At 66.5% G+C, this 13157-nt stretch carries 10 protein-coding genes and 2 rRNA genes (1 of these 12 only partly in view); 8 read left to right on the top strand and 4 right to left on the bottom strand.

Features of this window, described 5'->3' with window-relative positions; all coding sequences use genetic code 11:
• The 7 genes from KALB_RS05355 to KALB_RS05385 all read left to right on the top strand — a co-directional run.
• A 23S ribosomal RNA gene (locus KALB_RS05355) occupies positions 1 to 2717 on the top strand; it begins 395 nt to the left of the window's first position.
• A 103-nt stretch (positions 2718 to 2820) separates the two neighbouring features.
• A 5S ribosomal RNA gene (gene rrf, locus KALB_RS05360) occupies positions 2821 to 2937 on the top strand.
• Positions 2938 to 3179: 242 nt separating this feature from the next.
• The gene (locus KALB_RS05365; protein WP_025354699.1) at positions 3180 to 3932 is read left to right on the top strand and encodes a type 1 glutamine amidotransferase; all 753 of its coding nucleotides are present in this window, start codon (positions 3180 to 3182) and stop codon (positions 3930 to 3932) included.
• 111 nt (positions 3933 to 4043) lie between these two features.
• Positions 4044 to 5186, top strand: a complete 1143-nt coding sequence (locus KALB_RS05370) for an inorganic phosphate transporter (protein WP_025354700.1) — start codon at positions 4044 to 4046, stop codon at positions 5184 to 5186.
• A complete protein-coding gene (locus KALB_RS05375; protein ID WP_025354701.1) occupies positions 5183 to 5407 on the top strand; it encodes a hypothetical protein in 225 nt (74 codons plus the stop codon). The genes KALB_RS05370 and KALB_RS05375 overlap by 4 nt, the downstream gene beginning before the upstream one ends.
• A 31-nt stretch (positions 5408 to 5438) precedes the next feature.
• Positions 5439 to 8390, top strand: a complete 2952-nt coding sequence (locus tag KALB_RS05380) for a bifunctional [glutamine synthetase] adenylyltransferase/[glutamine synthetase]-adenylyl-L-tyrosine phosphorylase (RefSeq protein WP_025354702.1) — start codon at positions 5439 to 5441, stop codon at positions 8388 to 8390.
• Positions 8391 to 8438: 48 nt separating this feature from the next.
• On the top strand, positions 8439 to 9368 hold the full coding sequence (locus tag KALB_RS05385; RefSeq protein WP_025354703.1) for an NADP-dependent oxidoreductase: 930 nt from the start codon (positions 8439 to 8441) through the stop codon (positions 9366 to 9368).
• A 49-nt stretch (positions 9369 to 9417) separates the two neighbouring features.
• On the opposite strand, the gene KALB_RS05390 is transcribed toward KALB_RS05385, so the two are convergent.
• From KALB_RS05390 to glnA, 3 genes are all read right to left on the bottom strand, one after another.
• The gene (locus KALB_RS05390) at positions 9418 to 9645 is read right to left on the bottom strand and encodes a hypothetical protein (RefSeq protein ID WP_025354704.1); all 228 of its coding nucleotides are present in this window, start codon (positions 9643 to 9645) and stop codon (positions 9418 to 9420) included.
• A gap of 110 nt (positions 9646 to 9755) precedes the next feature.
• Complete coding sequence (locus KALB_RS05395; RefSeq protein ID WP_025354705.1) at positions 9756 to 10052, bottom strand: Imm32 family immunity protein; 297 nt, start codon at positions 10050 to 10052, stop codon at positions 9756 to 9758.
• 157 nt (positions 10053 to 10209) lie between these two features.
• On the bottom strand, positions 10210 to 11634 hold the full coding sequence (gene glnA / locus KALB_RS05400; RefSeq protein ID WP_025354706.1) for a type I glutamate--ammonia ligase: 1425 nt from the start codon (positions 11632 to 11634) through the stop codon (positions 10210 to 10212).
• 228 nt (positions 11635 to 11862) lie between these two features.
• Here glnA and KALB_RS05405 point away from each other — a divergent pair, with 228 nt between their 5' ends.
• Positions 11863 to 12336 carry an RDD family protein gene (locus KALB_RS05405; RefSeq protein WP_025354707.1) on the top strand — a complete coding sequence of 158 codons (474 nt, stop codon included), beginning with the start codon at positions 11863 to 11865 and terminating at the stop codon, positions 12334 to 12336.
• Between the two features lie 44 nt (positions 12337 to 12380).
• On the opposite strand, the gene KALB_RS05410 is transcribed toward KALB_RS05405, so the two are convergent.
• Entirely contained in the window at positions 12381 to 13112 is a 732-nt protein-coding gene (locus KALB_RS05410) for a DUF4191 domain-containing protein (RefSeq protein WP_025354708.1), read from the bottom strand.
• Positions 13113 to 13157 lie beyond the last annotated feature (45 nt).

Raw genomic sequence — 13157 nt, forward strand, 5'->3', positions numbered from 1 at the left:
CTGGACCGTAGAGGGTGATAGTCCCGTACGCGAAAACATGCTGTCTTCCTTGTAGTGATCCCAAGTAGCAGCGAGCTCGTGGAATTTGCTGTGAATCTGGCGGGACCACCCGCTAAGCCTAAATACTCCCTGGTGACCGATAGCGGACTAGTACCGTGAGGGAAAGATGAAAAGTACCCCGGGAGGGGAGTGAAATAGTACCTGAAACCGTGTGCTTACAATCCGTCAGAGCCTCCGTTGCAGGGGTGATGGCGTGCCTTTTGAAGAATGAGCCTGCGAGTTAGCGGTACGTGGCGAGGTTAACCTGTGTGGGGTAGCCGTAGCGAAAGCGAGTCCGAATAGGGCGATATAGTCGCGTGCTCTAGACCCGAAGCGGGGTGATCTAGCCATGGCCAGGGTGAAGCGCGGGTAAGACCGCGTGGAGGCCCGAACCCACCAGGGTTGAAAACCTGGGGGATGAGCTGTGGTTAGGGGTGAAAGGCCAATCAAACTCCGTGATAGCTGGTTCTCCCCGAAATGCATTTAGGTGCAGCGTCGCATGTTTCTTGGTGGGGGTAGAGCACTGGATGGCCTAGGGGGCCTACAAGCTTACTGAAGTCAACCAAACTCCGAATACCATCAAGTGAGAGTGCGGCAGTGAGACTGCGGGCGATAAGGTTCGTAGTCGAGAGGGAAACAGCCCAGAACACCAGCTAAGGCCCCAAAGTGTGTGCTAAGTGGGAAAGGATGTGGGGTCGCCCAGACAACCAGGAGGTTGGCTTAGAAGCAGCCACCCTTTAAAGAGTGCGTAATAGCTCACTGGTCAAGTGGTCCTGCGCCGACAATGTAGCGGGGCTCAAGCACACCGCCGAAGCTGTGTCATTCACACATCGATCGGCTTCACCTTCGGGTGGGGTCCAGTCGTGTGGATGGGTAGGGGAGCGTCGTGTGGGCGATGAAGCGGCAGGGGAACCTAGCCGTGGAGGCCACGCGAGTGAGAATGCAGGCATGAGTAGCGAAAGACGAGTGAGAAACTCGTCCGCCGGATGACCAAGGGTTCCTGGGCCAGGCTAATCCGCCCAGGGTAAGTCGGGACCTAAGGCGAGGCCGACAGGCGTAGTCGATGGACAACGGGTTGATATTCCCGTACCCGTGTAAACGCGTCCATGGTGAGGCCGGTGATGCTAACCGCCCGAGAGTTGTGGAGTCTTCGGACAAAACAATGATTGCGCGGGATCCGATCCGGTAGTAGTCAAGCGATGGGGTGACGCAGGAGGGTAGCTCCGCCAGTCAGTGGTAATACTGGTGTAAGCGTGTAGGCTATCGGGATAGGCAAATCCGTCCTGATGTTAGGCTGAGACGTGATGCGTAGCCGATTGAGGCGAAGTAGAGTGATCCCATGCTGCCGAGAAAAGCCTCTAGCGAGTGTTTATGCGGCCCGTACCCCAAACCGACACAGGTGGTCAGGTAGAGAATACCGAGGCGTTCGGGTGAACTGTGGTTAAGGAACTCGGCAAAATGCCCCCGTAACTTCGGGAGAAGGGGGGCCGTGTGGCTTGAAGCCCCATGCGGGCTAGGGCTGTGCGGCCGCAGAGAGCAGCGAGAAGCGACTGTTTACTAAAAACACAGGTCCATGCGAAGTCGCAAGACGATGTATATGGACTGACGCCTGCCCGGTGCTGGAACGTTAAGGGGACCGGTTAGCCTTTCGGGGCGAAGCTGAGAACTTAAGCGCCAGTAAACGGCGGTGGTAACTATAACCATCCTAAGGTAGCGAAATTCCTTGTCGGGTAAGTTCCGACCTGCACGAATGGCGTAACGACTTCTCGACTGTCTCAACCACAGGCCCGGTGAAATTGCATTACGAGTAAAGATGCTCGTTACGCGCGGCAGGACGGAAAGACCCCGGGACCTTTACTATAGCTTGGTATTGGTGCTCGGTTCGGCTTGTGTAGGATAGGTGGGAGACTGTGAAGCGGTCACGCCAGTGGCTGTGGAGTCATCGTTGAAATACCACTCTGGTCGTTCTGGGTGTCTAACCTCGGACCATGATCTGGTTCAGGGACAGTGCCTGGTGGGTAGTTTAACTGGGGCGGTTGCCTCCCAAAGGGTAACGGAGGCGCTCAAAGGTTCCCTCAGCCTGGTTGGCAATCAGGTGTTGAGTGCAAGTGCACAAGGGGGCTTGACTGTGAGACTGACAGGTCGAGCAGGGACGAAAGTCGGAACTAGTGATCCGGCGCTGGCTGGTGGAAGCGGCGTCGCTCAACGGATAAAAGGTACCCCGGGGATAACAGGCTGATCTTGCCCAAGAGTCCATATCGACGGCATGGTTTGGCACCTCGATGTCGGCTCGTCGCATCCTGGGGCTGGAGTAGGTCCCAAGGGTTGGGCTGTTCGCCCATTAAAGCGGTACGCGAGCTGGGTTTAGAACGTCGTGAGACAGTTCGGTCCCTATCCGCCGTGCGCGTAGGAGATTTGAGGAAGGCTGTCCCTAGTACGAGAGGACCGGGATGGACGGACCTCTGGTGTGCCAGTTGTTCCGCCAGGAGCATGGCTGGTTGGCTACGTTCGGAAGAGATAACCGCTGAAAGCATCTAAGCGGGAAGCTTGTTCCAAGATGAGATCTCCCTCTCCTTGTGAGTTAAGGCCCCCAAGAGACGATTGGGTTGATAGGCCAGAGATGGAAGCACCGTGAGGTGTGGAGTTGACTGGTACTAATAGGCCGAGGACTTGACTACGAAGGTGCTACGCATCCACTGTGTGGTTCTGAAAGAACCAACCGGCATCACCCTGATCGGCCTTTGGCTGTGGTGGGTGGGTGTGGTGGTAATTTCATAGTGTTTCGGTGGTGTTGGCGGAGGGGAAACGCCCGGTCCCATTCCGAACCCGGAAGCTAAGCCCTCCTGCGCCGATGGTACTGCACTCGTGAGGGTGTGGGAGAGTAGGACGCTGCCGAACATTTTTTGCTGGTGGGTGGTTGAGTTGAGCCTGAGGGTTCCTTGACCACCCACCAGCCTTTTCACGTTCTAGGGCCAAAATTGTCGTCCAGGTTCGGTCTGTCAAGCTGGGGCAGGAGGCCTGGCGCCGCGGATGCGCCTCGGCAGTGACGGCCGCCGCAAGCACCACTGCCCTCGCTGCGGGCGCCACCTCGGCTACCGACCCCTGGCTGACTACCTGGAACTGTCGTTCTAGGCTCAGGTGTGACCTCGCCACGCCTGCTGGTGATCCAGCCCTCGAAGCTCGACCCGCCTGCTCGACTCATCGACTGGCTGACCACCGCAGGCGCTGTACTGGACGTCGCGGAGCCCGCCGAGGCGGAACTGCCAGGGCTGGAGAACTACCAGGGCGTCGTGTGCCTGGGCGGCGAGATGGGCGCGCTGGACGACGCGGTACACCCGTGGTTGGCGAGCGTCCGCCAGCTGCTGTCAAAAGCGGTGGCGAACCGCGTGCCGGTGCTGGGGATTTGTCTGGGCGCACAGTTGCTCGCGGTGGCGACAGGCGGCCAGGTGCGTGTTGGCAGGCAGGGGCCGGAGGCTGGCGTGATGCTGGTCGCTAAGCGCGACAGCGCAGCCGCTGACCCCTTGTTCGCGGACCTGCCGCTGACGCCCGACGTCCTCCAGTTCCACAACGACGAGATCAGCTCCTTGCCGCCGACGGCCGAGTTGTTGGCGTCCTCGCCGCGCTACCAGAATCAGGCATTTCGTGTCGGGCAGTCGGGCTACGGGGTGCAGTTCCACATCGAGACGACTCCGGCCGTCGTGCTGGAGTGGGCCCAACGGGCACCGGAACTTGCCGCTTCGGCCAGGTCAGGGCAGCTCGAGCCGGATTCGTTGACCGAGGCGCATCTCACCCTGGCCGAGGTCTGGCAGCCGTTCACGGAGAGGTTCGTGCAGCTCAGTGCAGGTGTGCTCGCGCCGGCGAGGGACAAGTCGCGAAATCTCCCCCTAGCGTGAACCATGTTGTGAACTGTACGTTTCTCCAAGGTGACGCCTGGATCGGCTCACTCTGGAACCCGCACCGGCGGGGTAACGTTCAGTAGCAGCAGCCCACCGCCGGAGGATTAGGTGGACGTCCCCCTACTGGTCATCGTTGTCATCGCCACCGCGCTGGCATTCGACTTCACCAACGGCTTTCACGACACAGCCAATGCGATGGCCACGTCCATCGCCACCGGCGCACTCAAACCCAAGGTCGCCGTGGCCATGTCCGCAGTGCTCAACCTGGTTGGGGCCTTCCTGTCCGTCGAGGTCGCGAAGACGATCTCGGGCGGGATCGTGGACGACGCCAAGATCACACCGGCGGTGGTGTTCGCCGGACTGGTCGGTGCGATCGTCTGGAATCTCGTGACCTGGCTGGTGGGTTTGCCCTCCAGCTCCTCGCACGCCCTGTTCGGTGGCCTGATCGGCGCCACCTGGATCGCGGCAGGCGGCGACGCCGTGCACTTCGCGAAGGTCGTCGAGAAGGTCCTCATCCCCGCGCTGGCCTCCCCGCTGATCGCGGGTCTCATCGCGATGCTGGCGACCTACCTCACGTACCGGCTCACCGTCTCGGCGGACCGCAGGGTCGTGAACTCGGGCTTCCGGGTTGGCCAGATCGTGTCGGCAGGTCTCGTCTCGCTCGCACACGGCACCAACGACGCCCAGAAGACGATGGGCATCATCACGCTGACCCTGATCACCGCAGGCATGCTGCCCGCGTCGGCGGGGCCGCCCGTTTGGGTGATTCTGTGCGCAGCCATCGCCATCGCTCTCGGCACCTACTTCGGTGGCTGGCGCATCACACACACGCTGGGCAAGGGGCTCACCAGCATCGAGGGCCCGCAGGGGTTCGCGGCACAGACCAGCTCGGCGGCAGTGATCCTGACCTCCTCGCACCTGGGCTTCGCGCTCTCCACGACCCACGTGTGCTCGGGTGGGATTCTCGGCGCGGGCATGGGGCGCAAGCTCGCTGAAGTGCGCTGGAGCGTCGCGGGCCGCATGGTCCTCGCATGGGTGATGACCCTGCCTGCCGCCGCAGTGGTCGGCGCGCTGGCCAGCGAGATCGCCTCTACTGGGACCGCTGGTGTGGTCATCGTCGCCCTGGCGGGCATCGCCGTCGCTGGCGGCATCTACATCGCATCCCGCCGCAAGCCGGTGACGGCCGAGAGCACCGTCAACCAGCAGATCGGCTCGACGGACGAGCCCGAGACCTTCGAGGTGGCAGCGTGAACGTCAACTGGTTCGCGCTCGCCGAGGTCCTCGTGGTCGGCCTGGGCACAGTGGCGTGCGTTGTCATCCTCTTCGCGACGGGCATCAGGGGCATGTCGCAGCGCGTCGTCGCCCGCGCCCAGGGCGGCACCGGCTCGGCGGGACTGACCGTCGCGGTCTCCTGCTTCTCGGCCTGCTCCCTGATCGTGCTCTACGGCCTGTACCTGATCGTTTCCCACTGATCCGGTTCGCGGCGCTACGGTGTGATCCGTCATGACTGATCCGCAGCGGTCCACGTCCTCACCGGCCAGGTTCGGCATGACCGAGCCCAGAGCCGAGCAGGCGCTGCGCGCCGCGGGCTGGTGGCGCGAGGGCGGGCCGGTGGCAGGCATGGAGGTCCTGCTCGGCGCGCTGTCCCGAAGCCCGGACCCGGACATGGCGGTGCAGGGCCTTGACCGCCTGCGTGAGGCCGTCGGTCCCGTGTGGGACGAGCTCACGGAGTTGTTGACCACCGATGGCGGGCTGCGAGGGCGCCTGCTGGCAGTGCTCGGCTCGTCGACGGCGTTGTCGGACTTCCTCGTCGCGAACCATGACCAGTGGCGCCGCCTGGTCTCCGGCGGCGACAACCGACTTGGCTTCACGGAGACCCTGCAGCAAGCGATTGCGGAGCTGCGCGGTGCGGAGGCGGTACGCGCGCTGCGCCGTGCTTACCGGGGCCTGCTCCTTGACGTGGCCGCGGCGGATCTCGGCCACCTGGTGCAGCCCGAGCTGGCCGCGCCCGGCTACGAGAAGGTCGCCGAGCAACTCTCGGATCTGGCCGTGGCAGCACTGAGGGCTGCGCTCGCCGTGGCTTCGGCAGAGGCGGGCAAGCCGTGCCGGCTCGCGGTGATCGCCATGGGCAAGTGCGGCGGGCGCGAGCTGAACTACGTCAGCGACGTGGACGTGGTGTTCGTGACCGATCAGGACGCGGACCTCCCGGTGGCGACGAGGGTCGCCAGCTCGATGATGCGCATCGCGACGGAGGCGTGCTTCGAGGTCGACGCCGCACTGCGCCCCGAGGGCAAGGCGGGTGCACTTGTCCGCACGCTCGACGGGCACGTCGCGTACTACAAGCGCTGGGCGCGGACCTGGGAGTTCCAGGCGCTGCTCAAGGCCAGGCCGGTCGCTGGCGACGAGGAGGTCGGCAAGGCCTACGTCGAGGCGCTGATGCCGATGGTCTGGACGGCGGCCGGGCGCGAGAACTTCGTCGCTGACGTGCAGGCGATGCGGCGGCGCGTGGAGGACCACATACCGGCGGGCCTGGCCGAGCGCGAGCTCAAGCTGGGGCGTGGCGGCCTGCGGGACGTGGAGTTCGCGGTGCAGCTCCTGCAACTCGTGCACGGGCGCGGTGACGACGCGTTGCGCTCGTCGTCGACGATGGCGGCGCTGGAGGCATTGGGACACGGCGGCTACGTCGGGCGGGCGGACGCGGCAGGGCTCGCCGAGTCCTACAAGTTCCTGCGCACGCTGGAGCACCGGCTCCAGTTGCAGCGGTTGAGGCGCACGCACACCTTCCCGGCGGAAGAGGACCGTTCGGGTCTGCGGTGGCTTGCGCGGGCGGCGGGTCTGTACCCGGACGGCAGGCGGGGCGCGGCCGACGTGCTGCTCGCCGAGTTCCGCAGGCACGGCAACCGGGTGCGCAGGCTGCACGAGAAGCTGTTCTACCGACCGCTGCTGGAAGCCGTGGCCAGGGTCCCGACCGAGGCAATGCGGCTGACCACCAAGGAGGCGGTGGCCCGTCTCGCGGCACTGGGCTACACCGCACCGGACGGCGCGTTGAAGCACATCGAGTCGCTGACCTCGGGGATGTCGCGGCGCGCGGCGATCCAGACCACGCTGCTGCCCGTCCTGTTGAGCCTGCTGGCGAACACGCCGGATCCCGACGGCGGCCTGCTGTCGTACCGCCGCGTGTCGGAGGCGCTCTCCGAGACGCCGTGGTACCTGCGCCTGCTTCGTGACGAGGGCGCCGTCGTCGAGCGGCTCGCGGTGCTGCTGGGCACCTCCAAGTTGGTGCCCGACCTGCTGGTGCGCGCGCCGGAGGTGCTGCGGCTGCTGGCCGAGACCGCGGCTCTGGCCAATCGCGACCCGGCCGAGGTCGCCGGTTCGCTGCGCAGCGCGGTCGGACGGCACAGCGATCTGTCCAAGGCAGTGACGGCGGCGCGCTCGCTGCGCAGGCATGAGCTGCTGCGTGTCGCCTGCGCCGATCTGCTCGGCCTGAGCGATGTACCGGCTGTCTGCGAGGCCCTGTCCGGGGTGTGGATCGCGGTGTTGCAGTCGGCGCTCGACGTGGGCATGCGCTCGATGGGTACCGGCGAGCCGCTCGCGAAGATCGCCGTGATCGGCATGGGCAGGCTCGGCGGCCGGGAGCTGGGCTACAGCTCCGACGCCGACGTGCTGTTCGTCTGCGAGCCGGCCAACGGGGCCACCGACGCCGAGGCGGTCAAGTACGCCTCCACCATCGCCGAGACGACCAAGCGACTGCTGGCGGCGCCGAGCCAGGACCCTGCGCTGATCATCGACGCCGACCTGCGGCCGGAGGGGCGCAACGGCCCGCTGGTGCGGACCTTCGAGTCGTACCGGGCGTACTACGCGCAGTGGTCCGAGGTGTGGGAGGCGCAGGCCCTGCTGCGGGCCAGCGCCGTGGCCGGTGACGCGGTCCTGGGCAGGCGGTTCTGCGAGATGGTCGACCCCGTGCGCTACCCGGTCGGTGGCCTGGACGCGGCCCGGGTCAGGGAGATCCGCCGGATCAAGGCCAGGGTGGACGCCGAGCGACTGCCGAGGGGCGCGGACCCTGCGACGCACACGAAGCTGGGGCGGGGCGGGCTCGCGGACATCGAGTGGACGATCCAGCTGCTGCAGATCCAGCACGCGGGCGACGTGCCCGCCCTGCGCACGACCTCGACGATCGAGGGTCTGGCGCTGGCCGCCGAGGCCGGGCTGCTCACGGCCTCGGACGCGGAGTCGCTGACCACCGCGTGGCTGATGGCGACAAAAGCCCGCAACGCCGTGATGCTCGTCCGCGGCAAGCCTTCGGACCAGGTGCCGACCTCGGGGCGTGAGCTGGCGGCCGTCGCTGCCGCGTGCGGGTATTCGCCGAATCAGGACCCCGGCGAGTATCTCGACGAGTACCGGCGCACGACTCGGCGTGCCAGGGCCGTGATCGAGCGCGTCTTCTACGGTGACTGAGCGGCGCGCGTGGAATGCGGCCCGGCGGGGCAGGTGTTCTACTGAATCGTGAAGGCAATCGCACAGAACGAGTTCGGCGACGCCAGCGTGCTGTCGCTTCAGGAACTGCCCGATCCGCTCGTCGGCCCGGACCAGGTGCTGGTCAAGGTGCGTGCGGCGAGCCTGAACCCAGTGGACTGGAAGATCCGCGCCGGGTACCTGCAGGGCGCACTGCCACACCACTTCCCGCTCATCCCCGGCTGGGACGCGGCGGGCGTGGTCGTCGCGGCAGGGCCCGCGGTCCAGGGCTACGCGCCGGGTGACGAGGTCTTCGGCTACCTGCGCAAGGACCACGTGCAGAACGGCACCTACGCTGAACTGGTCGCGGCTCCGGAGCGCGGCCTCGCGCACAAGCCGGCTTCGGTCAGCTTCGAGCAGGCCGCGTCACTGCCCCTGGCGGGCCTTACCGCGTTGCAGTCGCTCAAGGCGGTGAACGTCGGTCCGGGCGACACCGTGCTGGTGCACGCGGCCTCGGGCGGCGTCGGGCACCTCGCGGTGCAGATCGCTCGTGCGTTGGGCGCGGAGCGGGTGCTGGGTACGGCCTCGCCGCGCAACCACGACTTCCTGCGTGCTCTCGGCGCGGAGCCCGTGACCTACGGCGACGCGCTCGTCGAGGAGGTCGCGAAGCTCGTCGGTGGTGAGGGCAAGGTGGATGCGGCGGTCGACTTCATCGGTGGCCATGCCCTGGAAGTTTCACCCGAACTGGTGAAGGACCGGGCTCGGCACTCCTCGGTGGTCGACGGCAAGGTGCTGGAACGGGGCGGGCACTACGTGTTCGTGAAGCCGAACCACGAGGAACTGACCTGGTTGGGCGAACTGGCCGCCGCGGGCAAGCTCACCGCGGAGGTGCAGCAGGTGTTCCCGCTCGCCGAGGCGGCCAAGGCGCAGGAACTGCTCGAGGGCGGGCACGTGCGCGGCAAGCTGGTGCTCACCATCTGACCGGTGTCGGTGGGGCGTGCCCGCACGCCCCACCACCAGCAAACAGTTCTCAGGCGACCTCTGCCTCGGCGTCAGCCTCGGCCTCGGGCACGGCGGAGAAGATGTCCACGACCCACTCCTCGACGAACGAGCCGTCATCGGAGTCGGTGTCCGGCACGAGCCGGTTGGACAGTGCGACGCCCAGGCCAAGCAGGTCCGCGGCGCGCACGGCCTCCGTCGCCTCGGCGGCGGAGTCGAAGAAGTGAGTGGAGAGCAGGTTGGTGTCGTTTTCGGCCACGGCGTGACCTTAGAGGGTCGGTTCGCGGGTGCTCGTTCAGGTACGCCTTGCAGCACGTCCTGGCGCCTCGAACCGCAGGGAGATCGCCGTTCGGCGAACTCCTCGCCCGGTCAGTCCCGCTGTTCGATGCGCACCGGCATGGACCCCCGGTCCAGCTCCAGCATGAAGTCGTCGATGCGGAAGTGGAACCGCGGCGGCACGTCCGACTCGGCCAACGCGAGCAGTTGCGTGGCGAGCCCGCGCAGCCCTGCCTTGTCCCCGCGGATGACCACGTCCCCGTGCGGGGTGACGTCGAAGCTGAGCGAGTAGTCCTGGGGCCAGGTGCGGGCGAGTCCGCGCACCGGGTCGTAGACGCCGACCTCGACGGTGACCTCACGTGTCTGCTCACATGGGATGGGTTCCGCCATCTCGGCCACCTCCAGCTTCGGTTACCGCCCGTTCCATCAAACCCGAAAGTGACGCGTGTTTTGTTACGGACGTGTGTCGGTGTCCCTTGTGTCCCCAGAACGCGGTTCGGCCCCGCGGACCAGCTGATCCACGGGGCCGAAACCGGTCAGGACTCGATCACACGTCGTAGTAGAGCGCGAACTCGTACGGGTGCGGGCGCAGCCGCAGCGGGTCGATCTCGCTCTCCCGCTTGAGCGCGATCCAGGTCTCGATCACGTCGGAGGTGAACACGCCACCCTCCAGCAGGAAGTCGTGGTCGCGCTCCAGGTTGTTCAGCACCTCGTCCAGCGAGGCGGGCACCTGCGCGACCTCCTTGGCCTCCTCGGGCGGCAGCTCGTAGAGGTCCTTGTCCACCGGAGCCGGCGGCTCGATCTTGTTCTTGATGCCGTCCAGGCCGGCCATCAGCATCGAGGCGAAGGCCAGGTACGGGTTGCCCGAGGAGTCCGGGCAGCGGAACTCGACGCGCTTGGCCTTCGGGTTGTTGCCGGTGATCGGGATGCGGATGCAGGCGGAGCGGTTGCGCTGCGAGTACACCAGGTTCACCGGGGCCTCGAAGCCGGGCACCAGGCGGTGGTAGGAGTTCACCGTCGGGTTGGTGAACGCCAGCAGGCTCGGGGCGTGGTGCAGCAGGCCGCCGATGTAGTGGCGCGCGGTGTCGGAGAGGCCGCCGTAGCCGGACTCGTCGTAGAACAGCGGCGAGCCGTCCTTCCACAGCGACTGGTGGCAGTGCATGCCGGAGCCGTTATCGCCGAACAGCGGCTTGGGCATGAAGGTGGCGGTCTTGCCCGCCTGCCACGCCGTGTTCTTCACGATGTACTTGAACAACTGGAGGTCGTCCGCGGCGTGCAGCAGCGAGTTGAACTTGTAGTTGATCTCGGCCTGGCCCGCGGTGCCGACCTCGTGGTGCGCGCGCTCGACGGTGAAGCCGGACTCGATCAGGTTCAGCGTGATCTTGTCGCGCAGGTCGGCGAAGTGGTCGGTGGGGGAGACCGGGAAGTAGCCGCCCTTGAACCGGACCTTGTAGCCCTTGTTGCCGCCCTCTTCGTCAGCGCCGGTGTTCCACCAGCCCGCGACGGAGTCGATCTCGTGGAAGGAGGCGTTCTCCGCGCTGTCGAAGCGCACCGAGTCGAACAGGTAGAACTCGGCCTCGGCACCGAAGAAGGCGGTGTCCGCGACACCGGACTCGGTGATGAACTGCTCCGCCTTGCGTGCGATGTTGCGCGGGTCGCGGCTGTAGGCCTCGCGGGTCAGCGGGTCGTGCACGAAGAAGTTGACGATGAGCGTCTTCTCGATGCGGAACGGGTCGATCCGGGCGGTCGCCAGGTCGGGCAGCAGCAGCATGTCCGACTCGTGGATCTGCTGGAACCCGCGCACCGACGAGCCGTCGAACGCCAGTCCCTCGCTGATCGCGTCAGCGTCGAACGACGATGCCGGCACCGTGAAGTGCTGCATGATGCCCGGCAGGTCGCTGAACCTGACGTCGACGAACTTCACGCCCTCATCGGCGATGAAGCGCTGGACCTCGTCGGGATTGGTGAACACCCTCGTTGGCTCCTTCGGCTCGTTGCCGGCCCGGCCGTTCGCCGGCGCCGCTCGCGCCGCCAGTGGCTTGTGGGCTCCAGGCTCGCTGTCGGCTTTTCGTCACGAAACTAGGCGGGCGGTGTTGCCCGTCAGTCACCCATGTGTTTCGCCGGTGTTAACGCGGCCCCAGGCAGGCTAGTCCGCGCCCTCGACGCATCGTCCGGGTGACCACGGCCTTACCCTGGAGGGGTGAACAGGTGGACCGGTTCGTGGCTGTCCGGACCTCGCGCGGCGCTCGAACCGGGCGCGGACGCGGGCGACAGGAAGACCCAGCGCTGGCGCGGTGAGCGACTCGGGTTGCCGGAGACCGGGCCCGGCTCGGTGTCCTCCACCGCCCGGCGCGCGGTCGGCATGCTCATCGACTGCGTGCTGTCCGGACTGGTCGCCGGGCTGTTCACCATGCCCGAGCTGCCGCAGAACTGGAGCCTGCTGGCCTGGTACCTGATCGGCGTGATCGCCGTCTCGTTCTTCGGCTTCACCCCGGGCATGTACGTGATGGGCGTGCGGGTGGCCCGGCTGGACGGCAGCACCATGGTCGGCGTGCCGCGCGGACTGGTGCGCACCGCGCTGGTCGCACTGGTCATCCCCGCCGTCGTCTGGGACGGGGACAACCGTGGCCTGCACGACAAGCTCGTCGGCACCGTGGTGGTCCGCACCCGCTGAGGCGTGGGGCTCCGCGACCTCGCCGCCGCAAAGCCCCGTCGAACTCAGCGGCGGCGCAGGGTGCGCTGCACGTTGCGCATCTTGGCGCCCTGCGGCAGCGGCCCCTTCGGCATCGCGGCACCACGGCTGGCCAGGGCCTGCAGCCGGTTCTCCAGCGAGTCCATCTGGCCCGCGCTGATGTTGCGCGGCAGCTTCATCAGGTGCGCCTGAAGCTTGCGCAGCGGCACCTGCTTGTCCTCGTTGCCGATCACCACGTCGTAGATCGGGGTGTCGCCGACGATGCGGGCGACCCGCTTCTTCTCCTGCGCGAGCAGCGTCTTCACCCGGTGCGGTGCGCCCTCGGCGACCAGGATGATGCCCGGACGGCCGATCACCCGGTGCACCGCGTCCAGCTGCGTGGTGCCCGCGACGGCGGGGGTCACCTTCCAGCGCCCGCGCAGGTTCTCCAGCGCCCAGGCGCCCGCGCCGGGCTGACCGTCGGCCTTGGTGAAGACGTTGCGCTGCACCCTACGGCCGAACAGCACGACGGCGCCCAGCGCGCCGACCGCGATGCCCAGCGGCAGGAACGCCCACTGCAGGTCCCAGATCAGGCCGACGAGGAAGGCCACCACGGTGGCGCCCAGCAGCACCGCGAGCATCAGCGGCACCAGGGCCTTGTCCTCGCGACGCTGCATCTTGAACGCCTCGAAGATCTGGCCGCGTCGGGCGCGCGACTCCGCGCGCCGGGCGCGGGCCGCCTCCTTGGCCGCCGCCTTGTCCTCCTGCTTACCTGCCATGCCTCCAGGATACGGCTGGTCGGTGGGCCTGTTGCCCCCTGCTCC

The sequence above is a fragment of the Kutzneria viridogrisea DSM 43870 genome (assembly GCF_000525635.1).
Classification (GTDB): Bacteria; Actinomycetota; Actinomycetes; order Mycobacteriales; family Pseudonocardiaceae; genus Kutzneria; species Kutzneria viridogrisea.